Below are 18,326 nucleotides of genomic sequence, written 5' to 3' on the forward strand. Positions count from 1 at the left end.
GGCGCGAGAACTGGCCGGCCGCACCCCCTGCCTCCATATCTTAACGAGACCTCGTCTCCGCCACCCGGCTAGCTCCGCGCCGCTGCGCAAGAGGGGCGGGACGATGACCAGCATCTTCATCAATGAGATCCACTACGACAATGACGGCGCCGATGCGGATGAGCGCATCGAGATCGCAGGGCCCGCGGGCACCGACCTGACCGGCTGGACCCTGGTCCGCTACAACGGCTCCAACGGCCAGGTCTATGAGAGCCCGGCCGCCCTGAACGCGCTGACCGGCGTGCTGGCCGACCAGGGCGGCGGCTTCGGCACCGCGGTCGTCGCCTATCCCGCCAATGGCCTGCAGAACGGCGCGCCGGATGCCATCGCGCTGGTCGATCCGGATGGCCAGGTGGTGCAGTTCCTGAGCTATGAGGGCACGCTGACCGCCGTGGACGGGCCCGCGGCCGGGCTGACCAGCACCGATATCGGCGTGGCGCAGTTGGGCGCGGAGCCGCTGGGCTCCTCGCTGCAGCTCACCGGAACCGGCACCGAATACGATGATTTCGCCTGGGCCCCGACGCCGGGTTCCAACAGTTTTGGCGGGGTGAATGCCGGCCAGTCCTTCGGCGGCGAATCGGCCCCCGGCCTGGTCGTCTCCGCCAGCACGCTGGCCCTGGATGAGGGCGGCGCCGGCGCCAGCTTCACGGTGGTGCTGCGCACCCAGCCCGCCGCCGATGTCACCGTCACCCTGGCCGCGCCGGGCGCGGACCTCGCCCTGTCGGCCGAGACCCTGGTCTTCACCGCGGCCAATTGGGACCAGCCGCAGCAGGTCACCGTCTCCGCGCCGGAAGACGGCCTGGCGGAGGGGACGGAGGCGCTGGCCATCGCCATCACCGCCACCTCCGACGATGCCAACTACGACGATCTGGATCCGCAGAGCCTGGATGTGGCGGTGACGGATGCGCTGCCGCTGACCAGCATCTTCACCATCCAGGGCAGCGGCCTGACCTCCGCCCTGGCCGGGCAGCAGGTCCGCACCGGCGGCATCGTCACCGCCGTGGACAGCAACGGCTACTACCTGCAGGACGCGGTGGGCGACGGCAATGCCGCCACCTCCGACGCCATCTTCGTCTTCACCGGCAGCGCGCCCTCCGTCGCGGTGGGCGATGCGGTGACGGTGCAGGGCACGGTCAGCGAATTCACCCCTGGCGGCGCCGCCACCGGCAATCTCTCCACCACCCAGATCGCCGCGACCGGCGCCGGCGCCAGCCTGGTGATCTCCTCCGGCAATGCCCTGCCGGATGCGGTGCTGCTGGGCGAGGACGGCCTGCTGCCGCCGACCGAATCGCTGGTGGAGGGGGTGGCCTTCTTCGAGAGCCTGGAAGCCATGCGGGTGACGCTGGAGACCCCGAAGGTGGTGGGCGCCACCAATGGCTTCGGCGAGATCTGGACCGTGGTGGGCGAGCCCACCGGCCTCAGCGACCGCGGCACGCTGAACATCGAGCCCGGCACCGGCGGCCCCGGCGTGACGAATACGACGGGCGGCGACTTCAACCCCGAGCGCATCCAGATCGACGAGGATAGCGGCGTCTTCGCGGCCGGCACGCCGGACGTCGATGTCGGCGCGCAGCTCGGCAATGTCACCGGCGTCATCGGCTACAATTTCGGCAATTACGAGCTGATCCCGACCGAGGCCTATACGGTGACCGCGCCGAGCACGCTGGAGCGGGAGGTCACCAGCTTCCGTGCCGAGGGCGCCGACCTGCTGGTCGCCACCTACAACGTGCTGAACCTGGACCCGAAGGTGGAGGACCAGAACCTGGTCGCCGACCGCAGCGCCAGCAATGTCGATGACGACGTGGGCGATGGCCAGTTGGCGCGCATCGCGCAGGACATCGTCAACAACCTGAAGACGCCCGACATCATCGCGCTGCAGGAAGTGCAGGATGGCGATGGCGGTGAGATCAGCGACCTGGTCTCGGCCGAGGCGACGCTGCAGGCGCTGGTCGATGCGATCGTCGCCGCCGGCGGCCCGCGCTACGAATTCGTGGACAATCCCTTCGTCGAGAATGGCGGGGGCGGCGGCCAGCCGGGCGGCAATATCCGCAACGCCTATCTCTACAACCCGGATCGCGTCGAACTGGTCGAAGGCTCGCTGCGCACGGTGGAGGATGCGGCCTTCGACGGCTCGCGCCTGCCGCTGATCGCCGACTTCACCTTCCAGGGGGAGACGGTGACGCTGGTGAACAACCACTTCTCCTCCAAGGGCGGCAGCCAGCCGCTGTTCGGCGCCAACCAGCCGCCGGTGAACGGCTCGGAAGACGAGCGCCAGGGGCAGGCGGAGGCGGTGCGCGGCTTTGTGGACGCCGCGCTGGCGGAAGATCCGGATGCGAATATCGTCGTGCTCGGCGACCACAACGAATTCGAGTTCGAGGAGCCGATGCAGGAACTGGCAGGCCCCGGCGCGCCGCTGGTGAACCTGACGGACACGCTGCCGCCGCTGGAGCGCTATTCCTATAACTTCGACGGCAACAGCCAGTCGCTGGACCATATCCTGGTCAATGCGGGCCTGGCCGGCGAGACGCGCTTCGATGCGGTGCATGTGAACAGCGAATTCGCCGAACAGGCCAGCGACCACGACCCGCTGCTGGCGCTGATCGCCCTCGGCGGCATCACGCGGACGGGCGGGGATGCGGCGGACCGCCTGGTCGGCCGTGCCGGCGGCGATGAGCTGGCCGGGGGCGCCGGCGAGGACCGGCTGCTCGGCCGCGGCGGCGCGGATCTCCTGCTGGGCGGCGCGGGCGAGGACCGCCTGAATGGCGGGACGGGCGCCGACAGCCTGTTCGGCGAGGCGGATGACGACACCATGGTGGGCGGCGCCGGCGACGGCCTGCTGCTGGGCGGGACGGGCGATGACCGCCTGTTCGGCCAGGCGGGCGATGACACGCTGGTGGGCGGCCAGGGGGCCGATGTGCTTTCGGGCGGGGAGGGCGCGGATCTCTTCCGCTTCGCGGCCTTCAGTGAAAGCCCGCGGGAGGCGGCGAGCCGCATCCTGGATTTCGCCTCGGCCGAGGGTGACCGGATCAGCCTGGAAGGCTTCGCGGAGGACTTCGTCTTCGTCGGCAGCAATGCCTTCGCGGGCGGCGGGCAGGCCTCGGTCCGCGTGCAGTCCGGCCCGAACGGCACCGCCGTGCAGCTCGATGCCGGCGATGGCGCGGGGCCGGAGGCGGTGATCCGCCTGGCTGGCCAGCAGGCGCTGACCGAGGCCGATTTCATCCTGTAGCCGTCGGCAGAGGCAAGGAACTGCGGCCGGCTCACCCGGCCGAGGCGCCGAACGGCGCCCGCCGGAAGTCCGGCGCGCCAGGCCCGCGGAGCGGGCGCCCGGCGCTTGAGGGCCTGGAAGCCAGCGAGCCGCTGCAAGCGGCCGCTGGGATCAGTCCAGCCGGATGCCTGCCGCCTGCACCACCTGCGCCCAGCGCCGCACCTCCGCGGCGACGAAGGCGCTGTATTCGGGCGCCGTCATCCGGCGCGGCGTGGCGCCGGTCTCGATCAGGCGCGCGGTGATCTCGGGCGTCGCCAGCGCCGCCAGCACCTCCGCGTTCAGGCGCGTCACGATCGGCTCCGGCGTGCCGGCCGGTGCAGACAGGCCGAACCAGGTGGAGGCGACGAGGTCGGGGTAGCCCAGCTCCTTGAAGGTTGGCAGGTCGGGCCAGCCCTGCACGCGCGTCTCGGCGGTCACGGCCAGCAGGCGGAAACGCTCGTTCCGCCCGGCCTCGACCAGGGTGGTGATCATGGATTCCAGCGCGCCGCCGGCCACGTCGTTCATCATCGGCCCGCTGCCGCGATAGGGCACATGCGTCGTCTCGATGCCCGCCACCCGCTGCAGGATCGCCTGCTTGGCGTGGGAGGAGGTGCCATTGCCCGGGGATCCAACATTCAGCCCCGGCCGCGCCTTCGCCGCCGCGATGAAATCGGCCAGGCTGCGGATCGGGCTGCTGACATTCACCGCGAGGACGGAGGGAATCTCCGCCATCAGCGCCACATGCGCGAAGTCGCGCACCGAATCATAGGGCATGGCGCGATAGACGCTCGGCCCCACGCCGAAGCTGGCGATATTGGAGACGATGAGCGTCTGCCCGTCCGGCGCACTTTTCGCCACCTGGTCCGACCCCAGCGTGCCGCCGGCCCCGGCGCGGTTCTCCACCACGAAGGTCTGGCCGAGCACGGTGGTCAGCCGGGCGGCGACCAGGCGGGCGATGAAATCCGTGGTGCCGCCGGGCGGGAAGGGCACGACGACGCGCACGGGGCGGGAGGGGTAGCCGCCCGGCAGGGCCTGCGCCCGCGCCAGGTGCGGCGCGGCCAGCAGGGTAGGCAGGAGCGTCAGCAGCGGGCGGCGGCGCATGGGCGGTCTCCGAAGGGTGGCGCGCATCTTGCCGAGGGGCCCGGATCGGGACAAGGACACCGCTGGGATTGCAGGGACCGGAGAGGCGGCGATGGCGGTGGAATATGCCCCGAAGGGGCTGGTCGGCGTGCTGACGCCGCAGGCGAATACGACGGTGGAGCCGGAATTCGCGATCCTCTGGCCGCCCGGCGTCGCCATGCTGAATGCGCGGATGACCAGCACCAAGCCCACCATCATCGCCCGGCTGCTGGACTATCTGAGGGACCTGCCGGGCGCGGCGGCGCAATTCGCGAATGCCCCGATCGACGCCATCGCCTTCGCCTGCACCGGCGCCAGCTACTATGCGGGGGTGGCGGAGGAGGATGCGCTGGTGGCGCGGATGCAGGATGCGCTGGGCATCCCCGTCATCACCGCCGCGCTGGCGGTGCGCGACGCCTTCCACGCCGTGGGGGCCGAGCGCATCGGCCTGGTCTCGCCCTATCCGGATGACCTGACGGAGGCGGCGGTGGGCTACTGGACCGCGCGCGGCTTTGCCGTGACCGAGGTTTCGCGGGGCGCCATGTCCGATGGCAGCTTCCATCCGATCTATGCCATGACGGCCGAAGGCGCGGCGGCTGCGCTGGCCGCGCTGCCGGCCGGAAACGTCCAGGCGGTGGCGATGCTCGGCACCGGCATGCCCACGCTGGGGCCGATTTTGGGAAGACCTTTCGTGGGGGAGGCGCCGGTGACCTCCTGCATGCATGCCCTGGCCTGGCGCAGCGTCTGCGCGGTGACGAAGACGCCGCCCTCGGCCGGGAATTTCCTCGCCTGGGTGCGCGGGGAAGGCTGGGGCCAGCGCTACCGCGAACGCATGGGCGGCTGACCCCGGCCAGGTTTCAGGCGCGCAGCGAATTCGGCACGCGGCCGCCATTTTCCGCCAGCTTCGTCATCACCTGGCGATGCAGCCACAGGTTCAGCGTGGCGGTGTCGTTCATGTCGCCGCTGTAGCGCAGCTCCTTCGCCAGCTCCCGCCGCGCATCCTGCGTGCTGTCCAGGCCCAGCAACTTCAGCAGGTCGACGATGGACCGGCGCCAGTCCAGCTTCTGCTTCGAAGCCGCGGCCATCTGCATCAGCACCACCTCCACATCGACCTGGGGCATGGTGGTGGCGGTGGCGGCGCCAGGTGCCGCGGTGGGTGCGGCGGGGGTCGCGGCGTCACGCTCGCCGAAGATCTTGGTCAGGATGGATTTGAAGATACTCACGCGGATGCTCCCGAGGCCGGTTCGGCCATTCGGGAGTGCAACGCAGCATGGCGCCTTCGGTTCGTTCGTCTAACGGTTCGGCGCCAGCCAGTCCCGCAGCAGCGCGTCGAATTCCGCCGCCGCCTCATAGGCCACCCAATGCCCGGCGCCCGGCACCACCGCCACGCGCGCATCCGGCCGGGCCTCGTGCAGCGCATCGATGCGCTGCTGCAGGTTGGGCCAGGCCACCGCATCGCGCTCGCCCCAGACGGCATTCACCGGCACGCCGGTGGCGGCGGCCAGGGCAGCCTTCAGATTGCCGGAAGGCGCGAATTGCCGGCTGCGCAGGCGCGCCGCCTGGGAATTGATCTCCTGGATCTCCAGCGCCAGCGCATCGATCTTCTGCGCATCGGCGAACATCAGCGCGGCGAGGTTGTGGCGATGCGCCGCCACCTTCTCCGCGCCCTGCTTGTCCCGCACCTTCACCAGCTGCGTCGGGCTGCGCGGCGTGCCGAGCGCGCCGGCGCCGCAGATGGTGACGCTGCGCAGCCTGGGCGCCAGCAGTCGCGCGACATGGCCGGAGGTGATGGCGCCGAAGGAAAAGCCGACCAGGTCCATCGCCGCCGTATCCGGCACAATGCCGGACAGGCCCTGCACCAGCACGCCGGCGATGGTGGCGGGGTCCTGCGGTGCCGGCGGATCGTCGCTTTCGCCGAGGCCGGGAATGTCCGGCGCGATCACCATGCGCTGCGCGGACAGCCAGGGGATCTGCTTCACCCAATGCCGCCAGGACCCGCTGCCGCCATGCAGCAGCATCACCGGTGCGCCTCCTGACGCATTCCACACCCGCCAGACCATGCGGCCCGTGCCGCAGGGGGTTTCGTGGCGGGTGGCCTGGGCGTCGAGCGCAGCGAGCAAATGGACGTCGAGTTCGGCGAGCATCCAGTCAGTAACTCCGGGGCAGTCCGAGCACGCGCTCGGCGATGTAGCAAAGAACCAGCTGCGGGCTGACGGGTGCGATGCGCGGGATCAGGCTTTCGCGCAACAGGCGCTCCAGGTGGAATTCCTGCGCATAGCCATAGCCACCCAGCGTCATCACCGCCTGCTGGCAGGCATTGAACCCGGCCTCGCCCGCCAGGTACTTGGCCGCATTGGCCTCCGCCCCGCAGGGCCGGCCCTGGTCGTAGAGCCAGGCGGCCTGCATCACCATCAGCCGCGCCGCTTCCAACTGCATCCAGCAGGCGGCGAGGGGGTGCTGGATCGCCTGGTTCTGGCCGATGGGACGGCCAAAGACGACGCGGTCCTTGGCATAGGCCGAAGCCCGCGCGATCGCGGCATGGCCGATGCCGATCGCCTCGGCGGCGACCAGGATGCGCTCGGGGTTGAGGCCGTGCAGGATATAGTCGAAGCCGCGGCCTTCCTCGCCGATGCGGTCCTCCTCCGGCACTTCCAGCCCGTCGATGAACAGCTCGTTCGAATCGACGCCGTGGCGGCCCATCTTCGGAATCTCGCGTACCTGAACCTTGCTGCGGTCGAGCCGCGTGTAGAACAGGGACAGGCCCTCGCTGCGCTTCTTCACCTGCTCCAGCGGCGTGGTGCGCGCCAGGATCAGCATGCGGTCGGCCACCTGCGCGGTGCTGATCCAGACCTTCTGGCCCTTTAGCACATAGCCGGTGTTGCTGCGCGCGGCGAAGGTCTTCAGCTGGGTGGTGTCGAGGCCCGTATTCGGCTCCGTCACCGCGAAGCAGGCCTTCTCGGCGCCCGCGATCAGCGGCGGCAGCATGCGGTCCTGCTGGGCTTCCGTGCCATGCACCACCACCGGCATGGGCCCGAAGATGTTCATGTGGATGGCCGACGCCCCGGTCATGGCGGCGCCGGATTGCGCCACCGCCTGCATCATGATCGCGGCCTCCGTCACGCCCAGCCCGGCGCCGCCGACACGGTCCGGCATGCAGATGCCGAGCCAGCCATCGGCGGCCATGGCGGCATGGAATTCCTGCGGAAAGCGGTGGTTGCGGTCGGCCGCAAGCCAGTAGTCGTCGCCGAAGCGGGCGCAGATGCGCGTCACGGCATCGCGCAGGGCTTCCTGCTGCTCGGTCAGGGCAAAATCCATGGCGCTGGCTGTCTCCTCGCCCGACAGCGTGCCAAGCTGGCGGCGAAGCGCAACCCTCCGGTCCCGATGTCCCTCTCCGAGCCCCTGTTCGACCCCGGCGATTTTATGATCCCGCCCGGCCTGGTGCATGTCTGCGCGGCCGGCGAGACGCCGGTGCTGCATGCCCAGGCCATGGCGCTGTCCCGCCACGCGCTGGACAAATCCACCGGCCCCGCCGGACGCGCCCGGTTGGATGCGGAGGTGGAGCGGCTGCGCGCGCGCCTCGCGGCCGAATGGTCCGTGCCGGTGCAGGGCATCGGCCTCGTCTCCTCGGTGGCGGAGGGGATGTCCATGCTGGTCGAGAGCCTGGACTGGCGCCCCGGCGACAATGTGCTGGTCGACCGCAACGAATATGCCTCCGTCGTCGCGCCGCTTTCGGTGAAGGGCGTGGAGCTGCGCTTCGTCTCCATCGCGGACCCAGCCGCGGTGGCGGCGGCGGCGGATGCGCGGACGCGGATGGTCGCGGTCTCCGCCGTCTCCTACTACGATGCGCGCCGGCACGACCTGCCGGCGCTGCGCGCCGCGGCGGATGGCGTGGGCGCGATGCTGGTGGTGGATTTCACGCAAGGCAGCGGCTGGCTGCCGATCGAGGCGGATATCGCCGACTTCGCCTTCTCCGCCTGCTACAAATGGATGCTCGGCATCACCGGCACCGCCATCGCCTTCTGGAACCAGGCGCGCCAGCCCGGCTGGGCGCCGGCGACGGCGGGCTGGTACTCCATCGTCACCGGGCCACGCCCTGATTATGCGGCGCCGCTCGCGCTGCGCGCCGATGCCGGCCGCTTCACCCGCGGCAATCCCGCCCATGCGCCGGCCTATGCGCTGCATGCCGCGATGGACCATCACGATCGTTTTGCGCGCCGCGAGGTGCAGGCGCATGTGCAGGGGCTGACCGTCGCGCTGCTGGCGCGGCTGGCCGAGGCCGGCATCCCCAGCATCACCCCGCCCGACCCGGCGCAGCACGGCGCCAGCGTCTGCATCGCGCATGACCGCGCGGCCCGCGTCGTGGAGGGCATGGCCGCGCGCGGCGTGCTCGCCTGGAACGGCCGCGGCCGCATCCGCATCAGCTTCCACGGCTACAACCATTTTTCTCAAATCGACCCGATCATGGCCGCGCTCACCGCCGCCCTGTCCGACTGAGGATTTGCAAAAGATGCTGCAAGCACCGCCCGCCGAGCCCGGCATGCGCGAGGAGGATGTCGAGACGCCGGCGCTGCTGCTGGACCTCGATGCCTTCGAGCACAATCTCGACACCATGGCGGCGATCCTGGCGCCGACCGCGACCAGGCTGCGGGCGCATGCCAAGACGCACAAATCGCCGATCATCGCCCTGCAGCAGATGCGGCGCGGCGCCATCGGCCAATGCGTGCAGAAGGTGGCGGAGGCCGAGGCGCTCGCCTGGGGCGGCGTGCCGGACATCCTGGTCAGCAACGAAGTGATTGCCCCGCGCAAGCTGGCCCGCCTGGCCGCCCTGTCCCGCATCGCCAAGGTCGCCGTCTGCGCCGACCATGAGCAGGGCATCGCCGCCATCGAGGATGCGGCGGAGGCCGCCGGCCTCCGCATGACCGTGCTGGTCGAAATCGATTGCGGCGCCGGCCGCTGCGGCGTGACCCCGGGGCCGGAGGCGGTGGCGCTGGCCGAGCGCATCGCCGCCAGCCGCCACCTGATTTTCGGCGGGCTGCAATCCTACCACGGCAATGCCCAGCACCGCCGCACGCCGGAGGCCCGCGCGGAGGCCATCGCCGGCGCGGCGGAGGGCACGCGCCGCACGGTGGAGCAGCTGCGCCAGCGGGGCCTCGACTGCGCCATCATCGGCGGCGCCGGCACCGGCACCTTTCGCAATGAGGTCGCCAGCGGCATCTGGAACGAGATCCAGGCCGGTTCCTACGCCTTCATGGATGCCGATTACGGCCGCAACGAGGACCCGCCGCCCTTCAAGCAGTCGCTCTTCGTGCTGGCCCAGGTCATGTCCTCCCCGCGCCCCGGCTTCTGCGTGGTGGATGCCGGCCACAAGGCGGTGGCGATCGACAGCGGCCTGCCGCTGGTGCACGGGTTTCCGGGCGTCACCTACACCGGCGCGTCCGACGAGCACGGCAACCTGAAGGCGGACGACCCCGCCATGCTGCCGCGCCTCGGCCAGACGGTGCGGCTGGTTCCGGGCCATTGCGACCCGACGGTGGACCGCTACGACTGGTATGTCGGGGTGCGCAAGGGCCGGGTGGAATGCCTCTGGCCGGTTGCGGCGCGGGGCGGCATGGCCTAGCCGGGCGCGCATACTTTACGCTTTCTGCAACCCGGCGTAATCATGACCAGCAGAGATTCGCGTGACAGCCTCTTCCCCTCCGGGTGAGGAGGCCTTCGGCGCAGCCTGCCGGAGCGGGCCTCGTCGTCTGGACGGTATCGATGCTGAAACTGGCGTTCCTGTTGATCGGGCCGGCATCCTTCCGCGCCCATTGGGCCGCCATCTCGGTTCTCGGCGCTTACCTCATTCTCCTCGCGGTCATCCTGGCCGCCAATGTCGTGCCGGCCTTCGCCGACATCGCCGCCGCCCTGCTGGGCCTGGCCTTCGCCGCCTATGGCGCCGGCGCACTGGCCGCGGCGCTGGCCGCGCGGCGGCGCGGCGCGGGCGGCTTCGCCTGGCTGCTGCCGGCGGCCTCCGTCCTGATGGGGCTGTTGCTCCTCCTCGCCCCCTTCCAGAGCGACCTGGCACTGGGCTGGCTCCTCGCGATCCTCTTCCTGACCGACGCCATCGGGCGCCTGGTGCCGGCGCTGGTGGGCAAGTTCCGCGGCTGGCGCCTGCATGTGGCGATCGGCGCGGCGGAGATCCTGCTGGCGGCGATGCTGATCCTCGATTGGCCGCTGCCGCGCAGCCTGGACATCCCCTTCTGCGTCGGTGCCTTCATCGGCCTCGGCGGCTGGCTTCTGCTGCGCCTCGGCTTCATGCTGCGCGACCTGGAGGAGGAGGCGGCGATCCTGATGCTGCCGATCTTCGCCGGCCGCGGCTGGTACGAGCATGCGCCGATCCTGGCCGATGGCGACACGCCGCCGGAGCGCAGCGAGGCGCCGCTACGGGTCCGCGTCTGGACGCCGCGCGGTTGCGCGGCGGACACCGGACGCATGCCGATCGTCGACCGCTACTTCGGCGCGGTGAATCCCGATGGCAGCATCTCCACCGGCCATTCCTCGCTGGAACTGGCGCCGGACGTCTATATCAGCCACTACCCGGTGGAGGAGCGGACCCGTTCCCGCGACCACTTCCTGCACGCGCTGAGCGCCGGCCAGGAGAATGACGCGCCGGGCATCTTCCAGCCTTCCTATGCGGTGGAAGTCGCCAGTTGGGTGGAGGCGGACCAGGAGGTGCGCTTCCACAGCTACAATGCCCGCCGGCTGCGCGCCTTCTGGGTCGGCTACCGGCAGGACAGCCTCTACAACGTGGTCAACCGCAACTGCTCCACCGTCATCGCCGGCGCGCTGGATGCGGCGCTGGAGGGTGTGCTGGCCACGCCGCATCCCTGGCGCCGGCTGGCGGGGCTGCTGCTGAACCCGGATCTCTGGCTGGCCGGGCTGATGCGGGTGCGCGCCGAATCCGCCACCTGGACCCCGGGCTTCCTGCTGGACTACGCGGTCCCGCTGGCCCGCCTGGTGGACCGGCCGGACCTGTCCTGGGCGCAGCGCTTCGGCTGGTTCCTTTCCCGCTTCCGCCGCACCCTGGGCGATGCGGCCGATGCGGCCGCGGTGGCGGATTCGGCGCCGGAGGTTGTCCGCGCGGCCGAGTGACCGGCCGCTAGAGCTGTTTCACCGAAAGCGAAGACGGTGAAACAGCTCTAGCTCATTGTCTTGACGCGTTTTCCGAGTCGCCTTGCGAAGCCGCAAGGCTTGAAAACGCTCTAACCCGGCCGGCGGATCCGGTAGAGGCCGACATCGATGGCCCCCGCCCGGAAGCCGCCCTCGCAATAGGCCAGGTAGTAGCGCCAGAGCCGCAGGAAGCGCGCATCCAGCCCCATCCCGCGCAGCCGCGGCAGCGCCTGCTGGAAGCGATCCTGCCATTCGGCCAGGGTGCGGGCATAGCTCTCGCCGAAGCATTCCGCTTGCTCCAGCACCAGCCCGGCGCCGGCGATGCCGGCGCGCAGCGCGGCGGGGGAGGGCAGCATGCCGCCCGGGAAGATGTGGGTCTGGATGAAGTCGGCGCTGCGGCGATAGGCCGCGAAGCGTTCCTCCGCGATGGTGATCACCTGCAGTACCGCGATGCCGCCCGGCACCAGCCGGTCGTGCAGCGCCTGGAAGAAGACCGGCCAATAGGCCTCGCCCACCGCCTCGAACATCTCGATGGAGACGATGCGCTCGAAGCGGCCGCGCTCGTCGCGATAATCGCGCAGCGCCAGCTCGGCGCGCGGGGCGAGGCCGGCCGCGCGCAGCCGCGCTTCGGCATGCGCCAGCTGGCGGGGGGAGAGGGTGAGGCCGGTGAGCCGCGCCGCGTGGCCGGCCAGCAGCCGTTCCGCCAGCCCGCCCCAGCCGATGCCGATCTCCAGCACCCGCTCGCCGCCCCGCAGGTCGAGCAGCGCGATGGCGCGGTCCTGCTTTGCGGCCTGCGCTTCCTCCAGCGTCGCGCCAGGGTCGCGGTAGAGGGCGGAGGAATAGCTCATCCCCGCATCCAGCCAGGCGGCGAAGAAGTCATTGCCCAGGTCGTAATGGGCGATGATGTTGCGGCGGCTGCCGGCGCGGCTATTGGCGCGCAGCCGGTGGCGCAGGTGGTTCCACAGCCGGGCGAGGCGCGGCGCGGTCACCAGCCGGTCCATTGTCGCGGCATTCACGCAGGACAGGGCGATCAGGCTGGCGAGGTCCGGGCTCGACCAGTCGCCATCGCCATAGGCTTCCGCAAAGCCGACATCGCCGCCCAGCAGCAGCCGCCGCAGCGCGCGCCAGCGATGCAGCACCAGGCTCGCCCGCGGGCCGGGCAGGGGGGCCTGGCGGTGCCAGGTGGTGCCGTTCGGCAGGGTGAGGGTGAGGCTGCCGCGCTGCAGGCTTTCGGCCAGGCGGCGCAGCAGGGCGCCGTGAAATCCGGCCCAGGGGGCGCGGCGGAGGCGCTGCGGGAGGGAAGCGGTCTGGTGCTGCTCCGAATCCGGCACGATGGCTCTCACGCGGCGCGACCGCGCCGAACTGGGTCCTTGGCAGTGTCAGCGGGCGCCGCGGCGGGCGGGGGTGCCCGGCCTGCCGCCCGCGGGGCCTCAGCGCCGGGGGCGGGGCGGCGCCAGGGGGGCGGTGGCGCGCGGCGCGATGGCGCTGCGCGTGGCAACGGGGGACCGCGCGGCGCTGCGGCTGGTCGCGGCCGTCCGGGTGGTGGCGGTGCGGACCGAGGCGGGCGCGGACTGGGCGGTGCGGGCCGGGCGAGCGGTGCTGCGGCTCGGGCTGGCGGTGCGGGCCGGCGGCGCCGCGGCGCGGCGCGACGCCGCCCGGCTGGGCGCGGCGGCGGTGCCGCGGGCGGCCGGGCGCGCGGCCGTGCGGGCGGGCGCGGCGGCGTTGCGGGCGGGCTGGCGCGCCGCGGCGCGCGAAACCGGCGTGGCACGCGCCGCGCCGCGGCGGGTGCGGGCCACGGTCGCGGCCTGCGCCTGGCGCATGAGCACGGGCGGCGCGGCCTGGGCCATGGTCTCCGCCCGCGGGGTCACGCCGAGGCGCGCGAAGCTCTGGTCCAGCAGCGCCGTCATGTGCTGGTCGCGCTCGACCCAGGAATTGCCGCCGAAGACGGCGCCCACCACGCGCTGGCCATCGCGGCTGGCGCTGGTGACGATGTTGAAGCCGCTGGCCCGGATATAGCCGGTCTTGATGCCGTCCACGCCCTCATAGCTGGTCAGCATGCGGTTGTGGTTGCGCAGGCGCAGGCCGCGGAAGGCGGCCTCGGTGCGGCCGAAATAGTGGTAGCGGTCGGGGAAATCGAGCATCAGGCGCCGGCCCAGCGTCGCCATGTCCCGCGCCGTGGTCACCTGGTCCCAGTCCGGCAGGCCGGAGGCATTTCGGAAGGTGGTGCGCGTCATGCCGAGCGCGCGGGCGCGCTGGGTCATCATCTGGCCGAAGCGTTCCTCATTGCCGCCCAGCAGCTCGCCGAAGGCGGCGGCGATGTCGTTGGCGGACTTGGTAACCAGGGCCAGGATGCCCTGTTCCACCGTCACGCTGCCGCCGGCCGGGATGCCGAGCTTGGAGGGGGGGCGCGAGGCCGCCTCCTCCGAGATCGGCACGGTGGAGCCGAGCGAGAGCCGGCCCTCGCGCAGCGCCTCGAACACCATGTAGAGCGTCATCATCTTGGTGAGCGAGGCCGGGTGCCGGGTTTCGTCGGGATTGGCGGCGACCAGGATATTGCCGCTGCGATGGTCGACGACGATGGCGGAGTAGCGTTCGCTGCCGATCTGCGCCTGCGCCGGAGCGCTGGCGCCCGATGCGATGGCGGCAAACAGGCTGGCGGCCAGAACGACCAGAGGCCTGAGCCGAAGGAACATCGAAGATAAACCCCCTGGGCGGCCCACCCCCCGTGCGCCGCCAGAACGGCCAAGCTACGGAGTTCGGGGGGGCGCTGTCCACAGGGGCGAAACCAGAACAGGCTGTTACTGCAAGCACTTGGACGACGAAATTGCAGCATTTCCCGATACCTCCCCGTCGTGTGAGGCGCAGCTCCATTTTCGCGAAACGGTCCGCTGCCGAGCCGGATGACAGGTATTTTATGCTGCGGTGCAAAAAGTCCTTGCAGCTCCCGCGCGAGACTGGCTAAAAAAGCGCCGTGCTGCACCGCAGCAAGACCGCCCAGGGGCCGGGTAGAAGGCTCCCGCATTGGCGCTTCGCGCCGGCGAGCAACCTGAAGGATCCGGATATCATGGCAGCAGAACCGAAGGCTGAAACCAAGCGCGGTATCGCGCTGGTCGCGAATTCCCAGGCCGCGGCCGCCGCCGCGGCAACCCAGGCGGCGACCGCCGCAACCGAGACGCCGGCGGCTGCCAAGGCTGCCATGGATGAGGGCGCCGCGAAGGCGCGCATGACGATGGAGCAGGGCATGCAGCAGATGACCAAGACGACCGAGGGCTTCTACAAGGCGGCGGAGGAGGCGGCTGAGTTCGGCCGCGGCAATCTCGAGGCGATGACCAAGGCGACGCAGATGCTGACCGCCGGCATGCAGGACCTCGGCAAGCAGTATGTCGCCATGTCCCAGGCGATCACCGAGCACGCCATGGAATCCGCCAAGGCGCTGTCCGGCGTGAAGAGCCTGAAGGAAGCCGCCGATATCCAGGCCGCCTTCGCCAAGGCCTCCCTGGAGCGGACCATGTCCGAGACGGCGAAGCTGCAGGAGGCCGCCTTCCGCCTGGCCGAGCAGGCCGGCGCCCCGCTGGCCGCCCGCATGACGCTGGCCGTCGAGAAGTTCTCCAAGCCGCTCGCGGCCTGATTTCGACCTGGTCCGGGCCAAGCCCGGGCCAGCCTGCAGGAAGGCCCGTCCGGGCTGCCATGACTGCCCGGAAGGGTGGCGTGGCGGCCCGGGCGGGCCTTTTTGCCGTTTTGAACCACTTCCGGGCTTGGCCTTCGCGGAGCGGTAACCCAAATCGGCTCTTCTGCGCGGAGAAATGCGTCAAGCCCTTCCCGTGCGCCCCTGCGCTCCGATATCCTCACTCATCAGGCGCCGGGGATCTGCATCCCGGACAGGCAACCAAGGCAGGCATGAGCGACAGCGACAAGCGCCCCGGCCAGGGCAACAATGGCGCGGACGGCCCCACCACCGGCGTGGTGGTCAAGGCGCGGCCGCGCACCCGCAAGCCCGCCATGTACAAGGTGTTGATGCTGAACGACGACTACACGCCGATGGAATTCGTCGTGCATGTGCTGGAACGCTTCTTCCAGAAGAGCCGCGAGGAAGCGACCCGGATCATGCTGCACGTCCATCGCCGCGGCGTCGGTGTCTGCGGCGTCTATACCTACGAGGTGGCGGAGACCAAGGTGACGCAGGTCATGGACCTGGCGCGCCAGAACCAGCATCCTCTGCAATGCACCATCGAGAAAGAATGAGCCTCGACCTTCGCTGCCCAGCGGTTACACTTTGAGAGGGCAGGGATCATGCCCCGGGGTACTGGCCGCGGGGTGGGGGAGCGACCACATCAAGGGCAACCCGAGCCAGGGTGCCGCTTCCGGCACCCCGGCCACCCGATAGGGAGCGTCAGACCATGCTGTCCCGCAACCTCGAGCAGACGCTCCACCGCGCCCTCGGCCTCGCCAATGACCGCCGGCACGAATACGCAACGCTCGAACACCTGCTGCTTGCCCTCGCCGATGACGTGGACGCCGCGACCGTGCTGCGCGCCTGCGGTGTCGACAGTGAGAAATTGAAGCGCGACCTCGCCGAATTCCTCGACAAGGACCTCGCCGGCCTGGTCTCCGACCGCGCCGGGGACGCGAAGCCCACCGCCGGCTTCCAGCGCGTGGTGCAGCGCGCCGCCATCCATGTGCAATCCTCCGGCCGCGACGAGGTCTCGGGCGCCAATGTGCTGGTGGCGCTGTTCTCCGAACGCGAAAGCCATGCGGTGTATTTCCTGCAGCTGCAGGACATGACCCGGCTGGATGCGGTGAACTTCATCAGCCACGGCATCGCCAAGGCGCCCGGCCGCAGCACCACCCGACCCGTCCAGGGCAGCTCCCAGACTCCGGAGGAGCCGACGGAGAAGGAGGAAAAGCCCGCCCGCGGCGGCGCGCCGCGCGGCCAGGACGCGCTGACCAACTATTGCGTGAACCTGAACAAGAAGGCCCAGGCCGGCAAGATCGACCCGTTGATCGGCCGCGACCAGGAGATCGAGCGCACCATCCAGATCCTCTGCCGCCGCACCAAGAACAACCCGCTCTATGTGGGTGATCCGGGCGTCGGCAAGACGGCCATCGCGGAGGGCCTGGCCAAGCGGATCATCGAAGGCGACGTGCCGGAGGTCCTGTCCAAGTCCACCATCTTCGCGCTGGACATGGGCAGCCTGCTCGCCGGCACCCGCTACCGTGGTGACTTCGAGGAGCGGCTGAAGGCCGTGGTGAACGAGCTGGAACAGCAGCCCGGCTCCATCCTCTTCATCGACGAGATCCACACGGTGATCGGCGCCGGCGCGACCTCGGGCGGCGCCATGGATGCCTCGAACCTGCTGAAGCCGGCGCTCGCCCAGGGCACGCTGCGCTGCATCGGGTCCACCACCTACAAGGAATACCGGCAGCACTTCGAGAAGGACCGGGCGCTTGTCCGTCGCTTCCAGAAGATCGACGTGAACGAGCCGAACCTGGAAGACGCGGTGAAGATCCTCCAGGGGCTGAAGACCAATTACGAGAAGCACCACAAGGTGCGCTACACGCCGGAGGCCATCCGCGCCGCCGTGGAGCTCTCGGCCAAGTACATCCATGACCGCAAGCTGCCGGACAAGGCGATCGACGTGATCGACGAGGTCGGCGCTTCGCGGATGCTGCTGCCCGAGCACAAGCGCCGGAAGACCGTGACGCTGAAGGATGTCGAGGAGATCGTGGCGAAGATCGCCCGCATTCCCCCGAAATCCGTCAGCTCCGACGACAAGGAGACGCTGCGGAACCTGGAGCGCGACCTTAAGGGCATGGTCTTCGGCCAGGACAAGGCGATCGACGCACTCTCCGCCGCCATCAAGCTGTCCCGCGCCGGCCTGCGCGACGCGGAGAAGCCGATCGGCAACTACCTGTTCAGCGGGCCCACCGGCGTCGGCAAGACCGAAGTCGCCAAGCAGCTGGCCAAGACTTTGGGAATCGAGCTGATCCGCTTCGACATGTCGGAATACATGGAGCGGCACAGCGTCTCCCGCCTCATCGGCGCGCCGCCGGGCTATGTCGGCTTCGACCAGGGCGGCCTGCTGACCGATGGCATCGACCAGCATCCGCATTGCGTGCTGCTGCTCGATGAGATCGAGAAGGCGCACCAGGATCTCTACAACATCCTGCTGCAGGTGATGGACCACGGGAAGCTGACGGACCACAACGGCAAGACCGTCGACTTCCGCAACGTCATCCTCATCATGACGACGAATGCCGGCGCCTCCGACATGGCGAAGAACAGCATCGGCTTCGGGCGCGACAAGCGCACCGGGGAGGATGAGGACGCCATCAAGCGGCTGTTCACGCCGGAATTCCGCAACCGGCTGGACGCGGTCATCGGCTTCGCCGGCCTGACGCCGGAAATCGTCGCTCGCGTGGTGGACAAGTTCGTCATGCAGCTGGAGGCGCAGCTCGCCGACCGCAACGTGACGATCGAACTCTCCTCCGCCGCACGCGAATGGCTCTCCGAACGCGGCTACGACCCGCTCTATGGCGCGCGCCCGCTGGGCCGCGTGATCCAGGAAGTGGTGAAGAAGCCGCTGGCGGAGGAGCTGCTTTTCGGCAAGCTGGCCAAGGGCGGATCGGTGAAGGTGAACCTCAAGGACGGCGCGCTGGTCTTCGACTATTTCGAGGCCGCCCCGCCCGCTTTGCCCAAGCCCGAGGACAGCGGCGACGGCGAATCCGAAAAAGAACCCGAAACCGCCGAGTAGTTTCGGGACGCTGCCGCAATCAA

General features: G+C 70.0%; 14 protein-coding genes. 8 read left to right on the forward strand and 6 right to left on the reverse strand.

Translation table 11 applies throughout. The annotated features are described in order from the left end of the window. Positions 1 to 103: 103 nt before the first annotated feature. On the forward strand, positions 104 to 3,265 hold the full coding sequence (locus J3S20_RS12065; RefSeq protein ID WP_216836726.1) for a M10 family metallopeptidase C-terminal domain-containing protein: 3,162 nt from the start codon (positions 104 to 106) through the stop codon (positions 3,263 to 3,265). A 150-nt stretch (positions 3,266 to 3,415) separates the two neighbouring features. Here J3S20_RS12065 and J3S20_RS12070 read toward each other — a convergent pair whose 3' ends face one another. Further along, complete coding sequence (locus J3S20_RS12070; RefSeq protein WP_216836727.1) at positions 3,416 to 4,384, reverse strand: Bug family tripartite tricarboxylate transporter substrate binding protein; 969 nt, start codon at positions 4,382 to 4,384, stop codon at positions 3,416 to 3,418. A 91-nt stretch (positions 4,385 to 4,475) separates the two neighbouring features. Between J3S20_RS12070 and J3S20_RS12075 the strand changes: the two genes are divergently transcribed. After that, positions 4,476 to 5,246, forward strand: a complete 771-nt coding sequence (locus tag J3S20_RS12075) for a maleate cis-trans isomerase family protein (RefSeq protein ID WP_216836728.1) — start codon at positions 4,476 to 4,478, stop codon at positions 5,244 to 5,246. A 13-nt stretch (positions 5,247 to 5,259) separates the two neighbouring features. Here J3S20_RS12075 and J3S20_RS12080 read toward each other — a convergent pair whose 3' ends face one another. The 3 genes from J3S20_RS12080 to J3S20_RS12090 all read right to left on the reverse strand — a co-directional run bounded on the left by J3S20_RS12080 (position 5,260) and on the right by J3S20_RS12090 (position 7,717). Then, positions 5,260 to 5,625: a DUF3597 domain-containing protein gene (locus tag J3S20_RS12080; RefSeq protein WP_216836729.1), complete on the reverse strand. Its 366-nt coding sequence runs from the start codon at positions 5,623 to 5,625 to the stop codon at positions 5,260 to 5,262. Between the two features lie 69 nt (positions 5,626 to 5,694). Further along, on the reverse strand, positions 5,695 to 6,546 hold the full coding sequence (locus J3S20_RS12085; protein WP_216836730.1) for an alpha/beta fold hydrolase: 852 nt from the start codon (positions 6,544 to 6,546) through the stop codon (positions 5,695 to 5,697). 4 nt (positions 6,547 to 6,550) lie between these two features. Beyond that, on the reverse strand, positions 6,551 to 7,717 hold the full coding sequence (locus J3S20_RS12090; protein WP_216836731.1) for an acyl-CoA dehydrogenase family protein: 1,167 nt from the start codon (positions 7,715 to 7,717) through the stop codon (positions 6,551 to 6,553). A gap of 66 nt (positions 7,718 to 7,783) precedes the next feature. Here J3S20_RS12090 and J3S20_RS12095 point away from each other — a divergent pair, with 66 nt between their 5' ends. From J3S20_RS12095 to J3S20_RS12105, 3 genes are all read left to right on the forward strand, one after another. Continuing rightward, positions 7,784 to 8,896, forward strand: coding sequence for an aminotransferase class V-fold PLP-dependent enzyme (locus J3S20_RS12095; protein WP_216836732.1), 1,113 nt, complete (start codon positions 7,784 to 7,786; stop codon positions 8,894 to 8,896). A 13-nt stretch (positions 8,897 to 8,909) separates the two neighbouring features. After that, positions 8,910 to 10,019 carry a DSD1 family PLP-dependent enzyme gene (locus tag J3S20_RS12100; protein ID WP_216836733.1) on the forward strand — a complete coding sequence of 370 codons (1,110 nt, stop codon included), beginning with the start codon at positions 8,910 to 8,912 and terminating at the stop codon, positions 10,017 to 10,019. A 140-nt stretch (positions 10,020 to 10,159) separates the two neighbouring features. Continuing rightward, a complete protein-coding gene (locus J3S20_RS12105) occupies positions 10,160 to 11,533 on the forward strand; it encodes a protease (protein WP_216836734.1) in 1,374 nt (457 codons plus the stop codon). Between the two features lie 110 nt (positions 11,534 to 11,643). On the opposite strand, the gene J3S20_RS12110 is transcribed toward J3S20_RS12105, so the two are convergent. After that, a complete protein-coding gene (locus J3S20_RS12110; RefSeq protein WP_343215209.1) occupies positions 11,644 to 12,894 on the reverse strand; it encodes a cyclopropane-fatty-acyl-phospholipid synthase family protein in 1,251 nt (416 codons plus the stop codon). 87 nt (positions 12,895 to 12,981) lie between these two features. Next, positions 12,982 to 14,244, reverse strand: coding sequence for a D-alanyl-D-alanine carboxypeptidase family protein (locus J3S20_RS12115; protein ID WP_216836735.1), 1,263 nt, complete (start codon positions 14,242 to 14,244; stop codon positions 12,982 to 12,984). 371 nt (positions 14,245 to 14,615) lie between these two features. On the opposite strand from J3S20_RS12115, the gene J3S20_RS12120 reads away from it, so the two are divergent. From J3S20_RS12120 to clpA, 3 genes are all read left to right on the forward strand, one after another. Beyond that, positions 14,616 to 15,179: a phasin family protein gene (locus J3S20_RS12120; RefSeq protein ID WP_216836736.1), complete on the forward strand. Its 564-nt coding sequence runs from the start codon at positions 14,616 to 14,618 to the stop codon at positions 15,177 to 15,179. 269 nt (positions 15,180 to 15,448) lie between these two features. Continuing rightward, positions 15,449 to 15,793 (forward strand): ATP-dependent Clp protease adapter ClpS, encoded by a 345-nt coding sequence (gene clpS / locus J3S20_RS12125; protein ID WP_216836737.1) that lies wholly within the window; start codon positions 15,449 to 15,451, stop codon positions 15,791 to 15,793. Positions 15,794 to 15,948: 155 nt separating this feature from the next. Next, entirely contained in the window at positions 15,949 to 18,303 is a 2,355-nt protein-coding gene (gene clpA, locus J3S20_RS12130) for an ATP-dependent Clp protease ATP-binding subunit ClpA (RefSeq protein ID WP_216836738.1), read from the forward strand. The last annotated feature ends 23 nt before the right edge of the window (positions 18,304 to 18,326 follow it).

The organism is Falsiroseomonas tokyonensis, from assembly GCF_019024325.1.
Taxonomy (GTDB): domain Bacteria; phylum Pseudomonadota; class Alphaproteobacteria; order Acetobacterales; family Acetobacteraceae; genus Falsiroseomonas; species Falsiroseomonas tokyonensis.